The following is a 15,968-nucleotide window of genomic DNA, read 5'->3' as shown; positions in this document are numbered from 1 at the left end:
GGGCCCGCGCGGGCCCCTTTTTCATGGGATCGTCAGCCGCGCCAGCGCAGCAGCTCGACGACGGTGACGTCGGTCCCGTCGGTGATGCCGGGCCGCACGGCGGTGCCGCCGGTGGAGGCAATGCCCGGCGGCAGCAGTTGCGCGACCTCGCCGCGCACGGCGATCGGCCAGCCTTGCGCACGGGCGAGCGCGCGCAGCGCCTGCGCCCGCTGCAGGGTCGGGCCGGGCACCGGCGCGATGCCTGCATCGCCATGCAGGGGATCGTGCAGGCGCAGCAGCGACACGGGGCCGGCGTCGACGCCGATGGCCAGCTGCGACGGATCCCAGCCGGTGTCGCCGCCCAGCACGCCGGCAGCCGCGGCCTGCAAGGCGAAGGCGGCGCGCACCGGCTTGCCGACTTCGACCGTGCCCTTGCCCGAAGGCGGAAACACGCCCACGATGTCGTGCCCGTGGTGCAGCACGTGCACCGCGCCGAAGAGATAGAGCGCATCGCTGGCCGCCTCGTGCGCGCGCTTGAGCAGGTCGGCCAGGTCCGCGCGGCCGGCGCCTTCCTGCTCGACCAGCGCGAACAGGTCGGCGACCAGGACGGTGGCGGCGTCGAAGCCCACCTCGCCGCCGGCGGCGACGTCGATCTTCCAGCGCGAGTTGATCTCCTGCAGCAGCTGCGACTCGTAGCGGGCGGCGAGCAGCTCGCGCTGGTGCTCCAGCACGGCGTCCATGCCCTGCCGAACGCTGCCCGCGATCGCCTCGTACTGCACCCGGCGCCGCTGCAGCAGCGCGTCCACGGCCTCGCGCAGTTCGGCCGGCTGGAACGGCTTGGGCAGGTAGTCGTCGGCCCCGGCCGTCATGCCCACGCGCACCTGGGTCCGGCCGGACAGCGAGGTCAGCAGGATCACGGGCGTGGTGCAGATCGCCGGCTCGCCGCGCACGGCCGCCACCAGCTGGTAGCCGTTCATGCCCGGCATGACCACGTCGCACACGATCAGCTCCGGCGGCTCGTCGAGCGCCATGCGCAGGCCCTCCACGCCGTCGGCGGCCTCGCGCACCGCGTGTCCGGCCTCCGCGAGCACCAGCGCCGCGAAGGCGCGCTGGTGCGGGTCGTCATCGATCAGGAGGAGTGCCGCCATGGGAGCGGCGATTATCCGGCCGCGAGAGCGCGCGCGAGGGGCTCACGCGCGTGCGGCGGGGCCCGGCCTCCGGTGGATCTCAGGCGGGTTGCGGCGCGCGCGGCATCGCGACAGCGGCGCGGTCCGCGATGCGCTGCACGAGCCGGTTGAGGTTGGACAGCGACAGCAGGTGCATCGAGACCAGGTGCAGCTCGCCGGTGCGGAACAGCGACAGCACGGTGGCGTCCGGCAGCTCCGCCAGCTTCTTCTCGTCCACGATCATCAGGCCGGCGACGGTGAACGTGCGGCCGTCGACCAGGTCGGCGCGGGCGCTCATCTCGGTGAGCAGGCCGGCCTCTTCGAGCTTGCGGCAGAACGCCTGCGTGCGCAGGTGCTCGGCCTGGTAGCGCTGCAGGAAGTCCAGCGCGTTCTGCAGGAACGGCGTGTTGCCGCCCTGCTCGTCGAACAGCGCCTCGCCCTCGGTCTCGTTCAGGCCGGAAAAGGCCTCGTCGACGCACACGCCCATCTGCTGGCCGCCCAGGTCGGCCAGCACGAAGGGATAGCGGCGCACGAAGGCCGGGATGTACGCGGCGGTCCAGCGGTCCCGGCTGTCGACGAACAGGTTCTCCTGCTTGCGCAGGCCCAGCACGACCACCGGCGCGATGGCGCCGCCGGGCTGCCGGGCAAAGACGATGGCGTACTCCTTGCACGCCTCGTTGAACTCCACGCCGGCCAGGTAGATCGAGTTGGCCTGGCGCGCGAAGCCGAACCCGGTGCTCGGGCGGATGCGGCGCCGGCGGTGCGTGTCGCGATTGAGCAGCACCGGCTTGTCGTAGTACAGCGTCTGGGTCATCTGCGTTCCTGGGTCGTCTCGGCCAGCGCCAGGCGGCTGGCCAGCACCTTGTCGATGCGGCGGCCATCGAGGTCGACCACCTCGAACAGCCAGTCGCCGCACTCGATCTTTTCGCCCACGCTGGGCAGGTGGCCGGACACCGCGAGCAGCAGGCCGGCCACGGTGTTGTAGCGCCCGCGGTCCTCCTCGGGCAGCTCGCGGATGTCCAGCCGCGCCTTCAGTTCCGCCACCGGCATCAGCCCGTCGAGCAGCCACGAGCCGTCCTCGCGCGGGGTGGCCCAGGCCTGCGCCGTGGCCTGCGGGCGCAGCTCGCCCGTGATCGCCTCCAGCAGGTCGCGCGGCGTCAGCAAGCCCTGCACCACGCCGTACTCGTCGACCACGAACACCACGCGCTGCGACTGGCGGCGGAACTGCTCGAGCAGCTCCATGCCGCTGAGCGTCTCGGGCACGAAGGCCGCGGGCACGGCATGCGGCTCGACCCGCCCTTCGTGCTGCGGCCCCAGCGACAGCAGCCGCGCGACGCTCACCACGCCCACCACGTCGTCGAGCGAGCCGCGGCACACCGGGTACCAGGAATGCGCGCCGTCGTGGCCGGCCTGGCGCAGGCAGTCGGCCACCGGCGCGGACGCATCGAACCACTCGACGTCCGAGCGCGGCACCATCATCGACGTGAGCGCGCGGTCGTCGAGGTGGAACACGTTGCGCACCATCTGGTGCTCCTGCTCCTCGATGACGCCGGCGTCCACGCCCTCCTCCAGGCTGTGCGCGATCTCCTCCTCGGTCATCCCGCGCGCCCGGGTGGTGTCGATGCTCAGGATCTTCAGCACCGCCTGCGTGGTCGCCGACAGCAGCCTGACGAACGGGCCGGCCGCGCGGGCGAGCCAGGCCATCGGGCGCGAGATCACGCGCGAGACGGCCTCGGGATACAGCTGGCCGATGCGCTTGGGCACCAGCTCGCCGAAGATGATGGTGACGAAGGTGATCAGGATCACCACGATCGCGGTCGCCGCGACGCCGGCCACCGCGGGCGCGAGGCCGTAGCCGGTGAGCCAGGCGGTCAGCGCGGCGCTGAAGGCCGCCTCGCCGACGATGCCGTTGAGCATGCCGATGGAGGTGATGCCCACCTGCACGGTGGAGAGGAACTGGGTCGGGTGCTCCAGCAGCCGCAGCGCCATCGACGCGCCCTTGTCGCCCTCCTCGGCCAGCGCCAGCAGCCGCGCCTTGCGGCTGGAGGCCAGTGCGAGCTCGGACATCGCGAAGGCGCCGTTGAGCAGCGTCAACAGCGCGATCAGCAGGAAATCCATGGCTCGCGGCGAGAATCCGACACGATGGCACTGTATCTGATCGGGGACGTGCAAGGCTGCGACGCGCCCCTGGGGCGGCTGCTCGCGCGGATCGGCTTCTCCCCCAGCCGAGACCACCTGTACCTGCTGGGCGACCTGGTCAACCGCGGGCCGGCCTCGGGCGCCGTGCTGCGGCGGCTGGCCGCGCTGGGCGGCGCCGCCGAATGCCTGCTGGGCAACCACGACCTGAGCCTGCTGGCGGTGGCGCACGGGTTCCGGGCGCCGCACCGCAACGACACCATGGGCGACGTGCTGGACGCCCCCGACCGGGCCGAGCTGCTCGAGTGGCTGCGCCACCAGCGCATGGCCATCCACGCCCACGGGCTGCTGATGGTGCACGGCGGGGTGCTGCCGCAGTGGGACGTGGCCGACACGCTGCGCCTGGCGGGCGAGGTCGAGGACGCGCTGCGCGGACCCGGCATGGCGTCGTTCCTGCGCGAGATGTACGGCAACCAGCCCGATGCCTGGCGCGAAAACCTGCAGGGGGCCGACCGCCTGCGCGTGGTGGTCAACGCGCTCACGCGCCTGCGCTTTTGCACGCCCGAAGGCGTGATGCACCTGAAGGCCGCGGGTCCGCCGGACGAGGCGCCTGAAGGCACCCTGCCGTGGTTCGACGTGCCGGGGCGCCGCACCGCCGGCACGCCGGTGGCGTTCGGCCACTGGTCGCAGCTCGGGCTGCTGCTGCGCGACGACCTGATCGCGCTGGACACCGGCTGCGTGTGGGGCGGCTGCCTGAGCGCGCTGCGGCTGGATCCCGCCACCGGCTCGCGCGAGGTGGTGCAGGTGCGTTGCGAGCAGGCGCAGGCGCCGGGGGAATGACCGCGCCGCGCCGGGAAGGCGCGGCCCGTCCGGGACGGGCCTGACCCGGCCAGCGACGAGGGCGAGGAGGGACAGAGAGCGGCGGGACGGCCCGCCGCCAGCGCGCCGCTACTGCGGCTGCTTGAACAGCGCCGCCACCTTGCGCTTGGTCTTGATGTTGGTCGAGACGCGGTTCGTGGCGGGCTTGGCGGCGCCTTCCCAGGCCGGCTGCACGTCGCCGGCGGGCGGCTGGTACGGCTGCTCGAAGAACGGGTCGCGCGGCGCGGGCGCGGGACGCACCTCGCGCGGAGGCCGCGGCGGACGCTCGCGTTCGCGCTGGGCGTCCATCGTGTCGCGGTCGTCGCCGGTCTCGCCTCGCTCGCGCCAGGTGCGGCGGCCGTCGTTGATGCGGCCGCGCGGGCGGTCGTCGTCCCACTCGATGGCCTCGAGCTCGATCTTCTTCTTCAGCAGCTTCTCGAGGTCGGCCATCGAGCGGCCGTCGTTGCCCGACACCAGCGTCACCGCCAGGCCCGAGGCGCCAGCGCGGCCGGTGCGGCCGATGCGGTGCACGTAGTCCTCGGCGTTGAACGGCACGTCGAAGTTGAAGACCGCCGGCACGTCCTTGATGTCCAGGCCGCGGGCCGCCACGTCGGTGGCCACCAGGAGGTCGACCTCGCCGGCCTTGAAGGCGGCCAGCGCCTTCAGGCGCTCGTCCTGGCTCTTGTCGCCGTGCAGCGCGGTGGTCTTGAGGCCGTCGCGCTCGAGCGAGCGCGCCAGCCGCGCGCAACCGAGCTTGCTGTTGACGAACACGAACGCCTGGGTGATGCCGCGCTGGCGCACCACCTGCTTGAGCGCGCGCCGCTTGTCGTCGTCGTGCACGCTGTAGAAGTGCTGCTCCACCGTGGAGGCGGTGGCGTTCGGGCGCGACACCTCGATCGTCACCGGGTCGTTCAGGTAGCTGCCCGCCAGCCGCTTGATCTCGGGCGAGAACGTGGCGGAGAACAGCAGCGTGGTGCGCTGCTTGGGCAGGTACGACAGGATGCGCTGCAGGTCCGGCAGGAAGCCGATGTCCAGCATGCGGTCGGCCTCGTCGAGCACCACGTACTCGACCTGGTTGAGCACCGCGTTCTTGGCCTCGATGTGGTCCAGCAGGCGGCCGGGCGTGGCGACCAGCACCTCGACGCCCTTCTTCAGCTCGGCGGTCTGCGGCTTCATGTCGATGCCGCCGAACACGACCGTGCTGCGCAGGTTGGTGTACTTGGCGTAGAGCTTGACCTGCTGGGCCACCTGGTCCGCGAGTTCGCGGGTCGGCAGCAGCACCAGGGCGCGCACCGGGTGCCGCGCGGGCGACGTGGAGCTGTTCTCGTGCTTGAGCAGGCGCTGCAACAGGGGCAGGGAGAAGGCCGCGGTCTTGCCGGTGCCCGTCTGGGCCGCGCCCATCACGTCCTTGCCGGTCAGCACCACGGGAATCGCCTGCGCCTGGATCGGCGTCATCTGCTCGTAGCCCATGTCGGCCACCGCACGCGCCAGCGGCTCAGCCAGCGACAGGTTGGAGAAGGATGCAGTCATCAACCGCGTATTGTCTCATTTGGCCCACGGACCGGCTCCGGACGGCCGAACGCCCCTTCGCGGCGCCCGGTCCCGCCCCTTGGCGGGGCCCGACCCGACACCTACAAGCTGGACGCGCTGAACGTGTCGCAGGCCTTGACGCTGCCGTTCTGCCAGCCGGTGTTGAACCAGCGTTGGCGCTGGGCGCTGCTGCCGTGCGTGAAGCTCTCGGGCACCACGGCCCGGCCGGCCGAGCGCTGCAGCGTGTCGTCGCCGATCTTCTGCGCCGCGTTCATCGCCGCCTCGATGTCGCCCGGGTCCAGCCACTGCTTGGACTGCTGCGAGTAGTGCGCCCACACGCCGGCGAAGCAGTCGGCCTGCAGCTCCAGCCGCACGCTCATCGCGTTGCCCTGCGCCTGGCTGCTGCGCGCGCGCAGCTGGTCGACCCGGTCGGTGATGCCCAGCAGGTGCTGCACGTGGTGGCCCACCTCGTGCGCGATCACGTACGCCTGCGCGAATTCGCCGGGCGCGCCCAGCCGCTCGCGCAGCGTGCGGTAGAAGCCCAGGTCGATGTAGACCTTCTGGTCCTGCGGGCAGTAGAACGGGCCCATCGCCGCCTGCCCCGAGCCGCAGCCGGTGCGGATGGCGCCGTCGTAGATCGCCAGCTTGGGCGCCGTGTAGTTGGCGCCGCCCTTGGAGAACACCTGGGTCCAGACGTCCTCGGTGTTGCCCAGCACCACCGACACGAACTTGGCGGTGCGGTCGTCCTCGGGCGGTCGGTGCGGCTGCGCCTCCTGCTGCACCGGCGCCGGGCCGCCGCTCAGCAGCCCGAGGATGGTGAGCGGATTGATGCCGAAGATGGCCCCGCCCACCAGCGCGATCACGATCGCGCCGATGCTCAGCGTGCCGCCGCCGAAGCCGAATCCGCCGCCCCCGCCCCCGGTGCCCCGGTAATCTTCCACGTTGCCCGATTCGCGCTCGCCTTCCCAACGCATGGTCGCACCCCTTGCTGTACAGTGAATCGATGCTAAGCGACCGCGCCCCAGCGCCTGTCGGCCAACCCCGCATCCTGGTCACCGGCTTCGACCCATTCGGGGGCCAGCCGATCAACCCCAGCTGGCTGGCCACCCAGATGCTGCATGGCCGCCAGCTCGACGGGCACGCCGTCGTGGCGGCCCAGCTTCCGACCCAATTTGGGCGCTCGCTGCGGGCGCTTCAAGAGCTGCTGGAGCACCACCGGCCCGCCCTCGTGGTCTGCACCGGGCAAGCCGGGGGGCGCTCCGCCATCTCGCTGGAGCGGGTGGCGATCAACGTCAACGACGCGCGCATCGCCGACAACGCCGGCGCGCAGCCGGTCGACACCCCGGTGGTCGAGGGCGGCCCCGCCGCCTACTTCACCAGCCTGCCCATCAAGGCCATGCTCGCCGCGATGCTGGCCGAGGGCGTGCGCGCCGACGTGTCGCAGACGGCGGGCACCTTCGTGTGCAACCACGTCTTCTACGGCCTGATGCACCTGCTGGCGCGCCCGGCCTGGGCCGGCACCCGCGGCGGCCTCGTGCACGTGCCCTGGCTGCCGCAGCAGGGCGCGCCGTCGATGACGCAGGAACAGATCGCGCACGGCCTGGAGGTGGCGCTGCGCTGCGCGCTGCGCACCCGCGCCGACGTGCGGCTGCAAGCCGGCGCCCTCAACTGAGCCAAGCCCCCGGGGCCGAACACCATGAGCGATGTGAGCGAAAATCGGGCCGTGTCCATCCTCAACGCCGACCTGCACTGCCACTCCGTCGTGTCCGACGGCACGCTCACACCGGAGGTGCTGGCCGCGCGGGCCAAGGCGAACGGCGTCGAGCTGTGGGCGCTGACCGACCATGACGAGATCAGCGGCCAGCACCGCGCGGCCGCGGCGGCCCGCGAGCACGGCATGAAGTACCTCACCGGCACCGAGATCTCGGTCACGTTCGCCGGCGAGACGGTGCACATCGTCGGCCTGGGTTTCGACCCCGACGACCCGCAGATGCGCGAGGGCCTGCTGGCCACGCGCGGCGGCCGCGGCGCCCGCGCGCAGGAGATGTCCGCGCAGCTCGCGCAGGTGGGCATCAAGGGCGCCTACGAAGGCGCGCTCAAGTACGTCGGCAACCCCGAGCTCATCTCGCGCACGCACTTCGCCCGCTTCCTGGTCGAGGCCGGCCTGTGCAGGGACACGAGCGAGGTCTTCCGGCGCTACCTGACCGAGGGCAAGCCGGGCTTCGTGCCGCACCGCTGGGCGTCGCTGCGCGATGCGGTGCACTGGATCACGCGCTCGGGCGGCATGGCCGTCATCGCCCATCCGGCCCGCTACCGGTTCACGCCCACCGAGGAATACGCCCTGTTCTCCGAGTTCAAGGCCCATGGCGGGCAGGCGGTGGAAGTCGTCACCGGCAGCCACACCGCGGCCGAAGCGGTGAGATACGCCGCCACCGCCCGGGAATTCGGCCTGGCCGCCTCGCGCGGCAGCGACTTCCACAGCCCGGACGAGAGCCACACCGACCTCGGCCGGCTGCCCTACCTGCCCGGCGAGCTCACCCCCGTGTGGGAGCTGCTGGCGGACCGCATCCGGTGACGGCCGCTCCACGCGGCCCGCGCGCCGAACTGCTCGGCATCGCGCTCGTGCTCGGCGCGGCCGCCTGCTTTTCCGCCCTGGACACCACCACCAAGGTCGTGAGCGCCTCCGTGCCGCTGCTGATGGCGCTGTGGTTCCGTTACGCCTTCCAGGCCGTCGCCACCACCGCGGCGGTCCTGCCCTGGCGTGGCTGGACGGTGCTGCGCACGCGCCACCTGCCCTTCCAGTGCCTGCGCGGCCTGCTGCTGCTTACCAGCAGCCTGCTGGCCTTCGCCAGCCTGCGCTACATGCCCGTGGGCGAGTTCACGGCCATCGTGATGATGGCGCCGCTGGCCGTGACGCTGCTGGCGGCCACGGTCCTCAAGGAGCACGTGTCGCCGCTGCGCTGGACGCTCGTGGCCGGCGGTTTCGCGGGCACGCTGGTGATCATCCGGCCGGGTGGCGAGACCTTCAGCTGGGCGACGCTGCTGCCGCTGGGCCTGGTGGTCAGCAACGCCTGGTTCCAGGTGCTCACCAGCCGCCTGGCGCGCACCGAGGACCCGGTCACGATGCACCTGTACACGGGCTGGGTCGGCACGCTGGTTGCCTCGCTCGCCCTGCCCGCCGTGTGGACCCCGGTGCGCGACCCCTGGCTGTGGGCGGGGCTCTGCTTCATGGGCATCATGGCGACGGTGGGCCATTTCATGCTGATCCTCGCTTACCGCAACGCCCCGGCCGCCACGCTGACGCCGTACCTGTACTCGCAGATCGGCTTCGCCATGCTGGGCGGCTGGCTGGTGTTCGCGCACGTGCCCGACGGCTGGTCGCTGCTGGGCATGGCGCTGATCGCCGCCTGCGGGGCGGCCGGCGCCTGGCTGACGGTGCGCGAGGCGCGCCTGCCCCTGCGCGCGACGGCGGAGGCCTGAGCCGTGGCCCAGTACTTCGAACTGCACCCCGACAACCCGCAGCTGCGGTTGCTCAAGCAGGCGGTCGCCCTGCTGGCGCAGGGCGGCGTGCTCGCCGTGCCCACCGACTCGAGCTACGCGCTGGCCTGCCAGCTGGACGACAAGGCGGCGGCCGACCGCCTGCGGCAGATCCGGGGCATCGACGACCGGCACCACCTGACGCTGCTGTGCCGCGACCTGAGCGAGCTGTCCAACTACGCCCGCGTGGACAACCGCCAGTACCGGCTGCTCAAGCTGGGCACGCCCGGGCCGTTTGCCTTCATCCTGGAGGCCACCCGCGAGGTGCCGCGCCGGGTGAGCCACCCGCAGCGCAAGACCATCGGCCTGCGCGTGCCGGACCACCCCGCCCTGCAGCAGTTGCTGGAGCTGCACGGCGGCCCGCTGCTGGCCACCACCCTGATCCCGCCGGGCGAATCGGAGCCGCTGAACGACGCCGGCGAGATCCGCCAGCGCTTCCAGCACCAGCTGGCCGGGGTCATCGACGCCGGTGCCTGCCCGCTGGAGCCGACCACGGTGGTCGACCTGACCGCGATGGGCACGGGCGGCGACGCCGTCGTCACGCGTCAGGGCCGCGGCGATCCCGCCAAGCTCGGTCTCTGAGGCATCCTCCCGCGCCGGGAGGCCATGACGGCTCTGAGACAATCCCGCGGTGAACCTCGACAACCTGATCCAGACGGTCCTGATCTACGCGCTGCCGGTGCTGTTCGCGATCACGATCCACGAAGCGGCCCACGGCTACGTCGCGCGCTACCTGGGGGACAGCACCGCCTACATGCTCGGGCGGGTGACCCTCAACCCGATCAAGCACATCGACCCCATCGGCACCATCCTGATGCCGCTGTTCCTGTACTTCGCGACCTCGGGTGCCTTCCTGTTCGGCTACGCCAAGCCGGTGCCGGTGAATTTCGGCCGCCTGCGCCGCCCGCGCCGCGACAGCGTGTGGGTGGCGCTGGCCGGGCCGGCCTCCAACTTCATCCAGGCGCTGCTGTGGGCGATCGCGTTCACGCTGCTGGTGGGCGCCGGCGTGCAGGAGCGGTTCTTCCTGGAGATGGCCAAGGCCGGCGTGCTGGTCAACCTGGTGATGTGGGCCTTCAATCTGTTCCCGCTGCCGCCGCTGGACGGCGGCCGCATCGTTGCCGGCCTGCTGCCGCCGCGGGCCGCCGAGGCCTACAGCCGCATCGAGCCCTGGGGCTTCTACATCGTGATGGCGCTGGTGATCGCCCGCGTGGTGGGCGACTACTGGCTGCGGCCCCTGATCGCCATCGGCTACACCGCGCTCGACGTGCTGCTCATGCCGCTCACCGCCCTGTTTTCCTGATCCGCCATGGCTCCTCCCATCCGCTACCTCACCGGCATCACCACCAGCGGCACGCCGCACATCGGCAACTACGTCGGCGCGCTGCGCCCGGCGGTCGAAGCCAGCCGCCGGCCCGGCACCGAGAACTTCTATTTCCTGGCCGACTACCACGCGCTGATCAAGTGCGAGGACCCGGCGCGCGTGCAGCGCTCCACGCTCGAGATCGCGGCCTGCTGGCTGGCGATCGGGCTCGATCCGGACCAGGTGCACTTCTACCGCCAGTCGGACGTCCCCGAGATCCCCGAGCTCACCTGGCTGCTGACCTGCGTGACCGGCAAGGGGCTGCTGAACCGGGCCCACGCGTACAAGGCCCAGGTCGACAAGAACCGGGCGGCCGGCGTCGACCAGGATGCCGACGTGACGGCCGGACTGTTCATGTACCCGGTGCTGATGGCCGCCGACATCCTGATGTTCAAGGCGCACCGGATCCCGGTCGGCCGCGACCAGGTGCAGCACATCGAGATGGCGCGCGACATCGCCTCGAGCTTCAACCACCTCTACGGCGAGCACCTGGTGCTGCCCGAGGCACAGGTCGACGAGTCGGTGGCGCTGCTGCCGGGCACCGACGGCCGCAAGATGAGCAAGAGCTACGACAACGTGCTGCCGCTCTTTTGCACGCGCGAGCAGCTGCGCAAGCAGATCGCCGGCATCGTGACCGACTCGCGCGCGCCCGGCGAGCCCAAGCCCGTCGAGGGCTCGGCGTTGTTCCAGATCTACGAGGCGTTCGCCTCGCGCGAGGAGACCGAGGCGCTGCGCAAGGCGTACGCGGACGGCATCTCCTGGGCCGACGCCAAGCAGTTGCTGTTCGAGCGCATCGACCGCGAGATCGCGCCCATGCGCGAGCGCTACGACGCGCTGATGGCCCATCCGCAGGAGATCGAGAAGATCCTGCAGGCCGGCGCCCGCAGGGTGCGCGAGCTCGCCACGCCGTTCATGGGCGAGCTGCGCCAGGCCGTCGGCCTGCGCAGCCTGGCCGATGCGCAGCGGGGCAGCGCCAAGGCCAAGGCCAAGGCGGCGCTGCCGTCGTTCAAGCAGTACCGCGAGGCCGACGGCAGGCACTACTTCAAGCTGGTCGATGCGGGCGGTGCCCTGCTGCTGCAGAGCGCCGGCTTCGACTCGCCGCAGGAGGCCGGCCGTGCCGTCGCCCGCCTGAAGCAGGAAGGCTGGAGCGAGGGCGACGCCGCCGCCACGCCGGCAGCGGGTGTCGACGGCGCCACCGTGCGCGCGGCGCTGGCGCTGCTGGCCGGCTGAGCGCCCAGGGCCGGCGCACGGCTGAACTGGGGGTATGCTTGCGGTCGCCATGAAGCCGACACCGAACCCCGCCACGCTGTACGTGATCGACGACCACCCGTTGATGCGCGAGGCGGTCGTGATGCTGCTGCGCCGCATCCGCCCGGGCGCCAATGTCATCGAGCTCGACCGCATCGGCGGCATGGAGGCGGCCGTGCGCCAGCACGGCTTCCCCGACCTGATCTGCCTGGACCTGAAGCTGCCCGACACCACCGGCACGTCGGGCGTGCACGAGATGAAGAACCGCTTCGCCGAAGCGCCGCTGGCCGTGCTGTCCGCCTCGCCCGCGTCCGACGCCGAGGAGGCCTGCATCGAGGCGGGCGCGGACATCTACATCGAGAAGTCCTCCGGCGCGCAGGAGATCGGCAATGCGCTGCGCGCGCTGCTGAACACCGACGGCAGCTTCGAGGAGCTCGCGCCCACGGACAACAAGCTGTCCAAGCGCCAGAAGCAGCTGATCGTGATGCTGGACCGCGGGCTGTCCAACCGCGAGATCGCCGACGAACTGGGCATCAGCGAGCACACGGTCAAGGTGCACCTGTGGCGGCTGTTCCGCCGCCTGGGCGTCAAGAGCCGCACCCAGACGATCCACTACGCGCGCACGCACGGCCTCCTGAGCCACTGAGCGGCGGCCGGCGCGCCGCGCCGGTTCACGGATCGCACTTCACCAGGCGCTGGCCGCGCGCCGCACCGGCCGATCACCGGGCCGGCTGGACCCGCCCCCGCTGCGGGGACGATGGCTCGGACCCCGTGGGGGCCGCAGCGCCGCCGGGCTGTACGCCTTCCGCCCGCAGGCCCCTCGGCTCCCACGCATTGCGCATGCGATCGATGGACGAGGCCGCGCGCTCGGCGGCTTCCTGCTCGTTGGTGGGCTGCACGAGCAGCCGGAAGACGGTGCCTCGCCCCGGGCGCGAGGCGAGCTGCAGCGGATGGCCCAGGATGTGCGACAGGCGCGACACGATGTACAGGCCCAGGCCGAAGCCGTCCTCCGTGCCGCTGTGGCCCGGCACCTTGTAGAACTCGCGGAAGATCTCGCGCTGGTGCGCCGGCGGGATGCCCACGCCGGTGTCCCAGATCTCGATGCGCGGCCCGCACGGGGTCATGCGCGCCGCCACCAGCACGCCGCCCTTCTGGGTGTACTTGACGGCGTTGGAGATCAGGTTGCCGACCACGCGCTGCAGCAGGATGGGGTCGGACGTCACCGTGCCCGGCACCGCATGCACGCGGAACTCCAGCCCCTTGGCCTCGGCCAGCGGCCGGTACTGCAGTTCCAGGTCGTGCAGCAGCTTGTCCAGCCGCAGCTGCTCGATGTTCAGGCGGATCTTGCCGGAGTCCAGCCGCACCAGGTCGAACAGCGAATCGAACAGCGCGTTCACCGCCTTGGTCGACTCCACGATCTTGGGCGCGATGTCGTGCACCATCTCCGGCTCGCTGCCCAGCCAGTCCGCATAGAGCCCCAAGGCATGCACCGGCTGGCGGATGTCGTGCGCCGCGCTGGCGAGGAACCGGTTCTTGATCTCCACCGCATCCAGCGCCGCCTGCGTCTGGCGCGTGAGCGAATCGATCAGCTGGTTGTTGCGGTACTGCAGTTCATAGTTGCGGCGCAGGGTGACGTGCAGGAACAGGCCCGCCTGCCGCAGCACCTGCCAGAAGATGAGCAGCAGCACCATCATCCAGGCATGGTGGACCGGGCCCGCGAAGTGCAGCTCCACGCCCGTGCGCCAGACCATCACCGCGAGCGCGGTGCCCGCCAGCGCGTCGAGGTAGTGGCGCATCGTCGGCAGCTGGCTGCACAGCGTGATGATGGCGAACATCGCCAGCCCGGCCAGCACCAGCCAGCACACGAACTGCTCGGCAAGCGGCGCGCGGTCGAAGAACAGCAGCGTGCTCAGGCCCCAGGCGATGCCGCCGGCGGGCCAGGCGGGCCACCAGCGCTGCAGGAAGCGCATGTGCTCGTCGGGGCCGGCCTGGACCACGTCGCGCGCGTACTGGCGCAGCACGACGAAGCGGATGCTGGCCACCGCCCCCGTGCCGACGGCCCACACCACCAGCCCGGTGTGGGTGACGTCCTGCCACAGCACCAGCACCAGCACCGGGATCAGCAGCAGGCCCAGGAACTGGGTGTTGCGCTGGGTGCGCATCAGCCCGCGCACCAGCTCGCCCTCGACCCACCGCGCTTCGGCGGGCGTGGGACTGGCGGGCGTCGTGTCGGGCTTCACGCGCCGATTTTCACACCGGGCGGGGCTCCCGCGTTCGGCAGCGGCCCGCGGCCCGCAGGCCGTGCGGCCGAAGGCGCGGATGCGGGCGTCCGCCCGGGCGGCCGCTCAGGCCCGCGGCAGCGCCGTGCCGCGGCGGCGCTCGGCCGACTCGATCTTCAGCAGCTGGCGGTATTTGGTCACCGTGCGGCGGGCCACCTTCAGCCCCTGCACCGACAGCTCGCGCGCGATCTCCACGTCCGACAGCGGCTGCTGCGGCCGCTCGGCGGCGATCAGCTCCTGGATCAGGCCCCGCACGGCCGTCGGCGAGCATTCGCCCCCGCTGGCCGTCGCCAGCCCGCGCGAGAAGAAGTACTTCAGCTCGAACACGCCGCAGGGCGTGGCCATGAACTTGTTGTTGGTCACCCGTGACACCGTCGACTCGTGCACGCCCACCTCCTCGGCGATCTCGCGCAGCGCGAGCGGCTTCATCGCCATCGCGCCATAGGCCAGGAACCGGTGCTGGCGCTTCAGGATCGCCTGCGCGACGGCCAGGATGGTCGAGAAGCGCTGCTCCACGTTGCGCACGGTCCAGCGCGCCTCCTGCAGGTGCGCGCCGAGCTCGGCATGCTCGGCGCTGCGGTGGCGGCGAAAGAGCTCGGCATAGCTGCGGTTCAGGCGCACCTTGGGCACCACGGCGTCGTTGAGGGACGCGGTCCACTGGCCCCGGACCTTGCGCACGATCACGTCCGGCGTGACGTACTGGATCGCCGGCGAGCCGAAGCGCCAGCCGGGCCGCGGATCCAGCCGGCGGATCGCCGCGCAGGCCGCGTCGGCATCTGAGACGGCGACGCCCAGGCGCCGCGCCACCGCCTGCATGTCACGGTTGGCCAGGCACTGCACGCACTCGCGCAGGATGCGCGCGGCCAGGTCCTGCCGCGGCTCGCCGGCGACCAGGGGCAGCTGCAGGCGCAGGCACTCGACCACGTCGCGCGCCCCCACGCCGGCCGGCTCCAGCGCCTGCACGCGGCGCAGCGCGATCGCCATTTCGTCAGGGTCGGCCGGCGGGTCCAGCGGCACCAGCAGGCCGATGTCGGCGAGCGGCGTGCGCAGGTAGCCGTCGTCGTCGAGCGATTCGACCACCGCGGCGGCCAGGATCCAGTCACGCTGCGACAGCGGCAGCACGTTCAGTTGCGCGAGGAGGTGATCGGCCAGCGTGGCCTGGGCCGCCAGCGTGTCGAACGCACCCTCGCCGTCGACCGATCGCGCGCGCGCGATCGGCTCGGCCCCCCAGCCGCCCGCCTCGGGCGCTTCGGCCGCCGACGCGTCGGGTTCGGCCACGGGCAGGTCCACCATGCCGGAGGCGTCGTCGGACTCCAGGAACGGGTTGTTGTCGAGCGCGTCGCGCACCACCTGCGAGAAGTCCAGCGAGGACATCTGCAGCAGCTTCACGGCCCGTTGCAGCCGTGGCGAGAGCGTGGTCTGCAGGTGGGTCCCGAACTGCAGGCTCAGCGTGTGCATTCCTTCTCCTGTGGATTGGCTGGTCCAGACGAGCAGGTGGCGGCCGTTCGCATCCCGTGCCCGGCGTCCAAGAGGCCTGTCGCCGTGGACAGCGCGTCGTTCGCCAGCCCGTCTGTGTCAGCCACAGCGTAGGCACCAGCGGCCGAGCGTGTTTGGCATTCTGTAATCTTCCGTACCAAGCCGACGCGTGGGAACGGGCCCGCGGGACCGGTTTGCAGCAGCGTCGCCGGTGCGCGCGACGCCTCTGCCGTGCTGGGCCGATTGCGGCTGCTGAGCGGCGGCGCCGCGCGACAGTGATAGCGACCACGGGCGGGCCTGCCTCAGCAACGCGTGATTGCTCGAACGCATTGCGTGCCGTTACAGGGCCGTGCAGACCGGCGTGCCCGGCGTGTGGAATCATCAGCCCGGCATTTCGCC

Annotated in this window: 15 protein-coding genes; 8 read left to right on the top strand and 7 right to left on the bottom strand. The window is 71.7% G+C overall.

Features of this window, described 5'->3' with window-relative positions:
- Window positions 1-32: 32 nt before the first annotated feature.
- The 3 genes from AC3ANR_RS05565 to AC3ANR_RS05555 all read right to left on the bottom strand — a co-directional run bounded on the left by AC3ANR_RS05565 (window position 33) and on the right by AC3ANR_RS05555 (window position 3,263).
- Complete coding sequence (locus AC3ANR_RS05565) at window positions 33-1,127, bottom strand: response regulator transcription factor (protein WP_488290881.1); 1,095 nt, start codon at window positions 1,125-1,127, stop codon at window positions 33-35.
- A 79-nt stretch (window positions 1,128-1,206) separates the two neighbouring features.
- A complete protein-coding gene (locus tag AC3ANR_RS05560; protein ID WP_488290880.1) occupies window positions 1,207-1,959 on the bottom strand; it encodes a SapC family protein in 753 nt (250 codons plus the stop codon).
- The gene (locus tag AC3ANR_RS05555; RefSeq protein ID WP_488290879.1) at window positions 1,956-3,263 is read right to left on the bottom strand and encodes a hemolysin family protein; all 1,308 of its coding nucleotides are present in this window, start codon (window positions 3,261-3,263) and stop codon (window positions 1,956-1,958) included. The genes AC3ANR_RS05560 and AC3ANR_RS05555 overlap by 4 nt, the downstream gene beginning before the upstream one ends.
- A gap of 24 nt (window positions 3,264-3,287) precedes the next feature.
- Between AC3ANR_RS05555 and AC3ANR_RS05550 the strand changes: the two genes are divergently transcribed.
- The gene (locus AC3ANR_RS05550) at window positions 3,288-4,121 is read left to right on the top strand and encodes a symmetrical bis(5'-nucleosyl)-tetraphosphatase (protein ID WP_488290878.1); all 834 of its coding nucleotides are present in this window, start codon (window positions 3,288-3,290) and stop codon (window positions 4,119-4,121) included.
- Window positions 4,122-4,229: 108 nt separating this feature from the next.
- On the opposite strand, the gene AC3ANR_RS05545 is transcribed toward AC3ANR_RS05550, so the two are convergent.
- Together AC3ANR_RS05545 and ypfJ are read right to left on the bottom strand one after the other, a co-directional pair.
- The gene (locus AC3ANR_RS05545) at window positions 4,230-5,669 is read right to left on the bottom strand and encodes a DEAD/DEAH box helicase (RefSeq protein ID WP_488290877.1); all 1,440 of its coding nucleotides are present in this window, start codon (window positions 5,667-5,669) and stop codon (window positions 4,230-4,232) included.
- 101 nt (window positions 5,670-5,770) lie between these two features.
- Window positions 5,771-6,643 carry a KPN_02809 family neutral zinc metallopeptidase gene (gene ypfJ / locus AC3ANR_RS05540; RefSeq protein WP_488290876.1) on the bottom strand — a complete coding sequence of 291 codons (873 nt, stop codon included), beginning with the start codon at window positions 6,641-6,643 and terminating at the stop codon, window positions 5,771-5,773.
- A gap of 29 nt (window positions 6,644-6,672) precedes the next feature.
- On the opposite strand from ypfJ, the gene pcp reads away from it, so the two are divergent.
- The 7 genes from pcp to AC3ANR_RS05505 are packed head-to-tail and all read left to right on the top strand — an operon-like array spanning window position 6,673 to window position 12,460.
- Window positions 6,673-7,341: a pyroglutamyl-peptidase I gene (gene pcp, locus AC3ANR_RS05535; RefSeq protein ID WP_488290875.1), complete on the top strand. Its 669-nt coding sequence runs from the start codon at window positions 6,673-6,675 to the stop codon at window positions 7,339-7,341.
- Between the two features lie 51 nt (window positions 7,342-7,392).
- Window positions 7,393-8,244, top strand: coding sequence for a 3',5'-nucleoside bisphosphate phosphatase (locus tag AC3ANR_RS05530; protein WP_488290874.1), 852 nt, complete (start codon window positions 7,393-7,395; stop codon window positions 8,242-8,244).
- Window positions 8,241-9,149 carry a DMT family transporter gene (locus AC3ANR_RS05525; protein WP_488290873.1) on the top strand — a complete coding sequence of 303 codons (909 nt, stop codon included), beginning with the start codon at window positions 8,241-8,243 and terminating at the stop codon, window positions 9,147-9,149. The genes AC3ANR_RS05530 and AC3ANR_RS05525 overlap by 4 nt, the downstream gene beginning before the upstream one ends.
- 3 nt (window positions 9,150-9,152) lie before the next feature.
- Complete coding sequence (locus AC3ANR_RS05520; protein WP_488290872.1) at window positions 9,153-9,788, top strand: L-threonylcarbamoyladenylate synthase; 636 nt, start codon at window positions 9,153-9,155, stop codon at window positions 9,786-9,788.
- 49 nt (window positions 9,789-9,837) lie between these two features.
- Entirely contained in the window at window positions 9,838-10,506 is a 669-nt protein-coding gene (locus tag AC3ANR_RS05515) for a site-2 protease family protein (protein WP_488290871.1), read from the top strand.
- Window positions 10,507-10,512: 6 nt separating this feature from the next.
- Complete coding sequence (locus tag AC3ANR_RS05510) at window positions 10,513-11,796, top strand: tryptophan--tRNA ligase (protein ID WP_488290870.1); 1,284 nt, start codon at window positions 10,513-10,515, stop codon at window positions 11,794-11,796.
- 49 nt (window positions 11,797-11,845) lie between these two features.
- Window positions 11,846-12,460, top strand: coding sequence for a response regulator transcription factor (locus AC3ANR_RS05505; protein ID WP_488290869.1), 615 nt, complete (start codon window positions 11,846-11,848; stop codon window positions 12,458-12,460).
- A 73-nt stretch (window positions 12,461-12,533) separates the two neighbouring features.
- Here AC3ANR_RS05505 and AC3ANR_RS05500 read toward each other — a convergent pair whose 3' ends face one another.
- Window positions 12,534-14,054, bottom strand: coding sequence for a sensor histidine kinase (locus tag AC3ANR_RS05500; RefSeq protein WP_488290868.1), 1,521 nt, complete (start codon window positions 14,052-14,054; stop codon window positions 12,534-12,536).
- A 105-nt stretch (window positions 14,055-14,159) separates the two neighbouring features.
- Window positions 14,160-15,551: an RNA polymerase factor sigma-54 gene (gene rpoN / locus AC3ANR_RS05495; RefSeq protein WP_488290867.1), complete on the bottom strand. Its 1,392-nt coding sequence runs from the start codon at window positions 15,549-15,551 to the stop codon at window positions 14,160-14,162.
- Window positions 15,552-15,968: the final 417 nt, after the last annotated feature.

This window comes from Ramlibacter sp. JJN2-2R, from assembly GCF_057747835.1.
The sequence above is the reverse complement of the archived record's forward strand: the minus strand, read 5'-3'. Positions and strand labels throughout refer to the sequence as shown.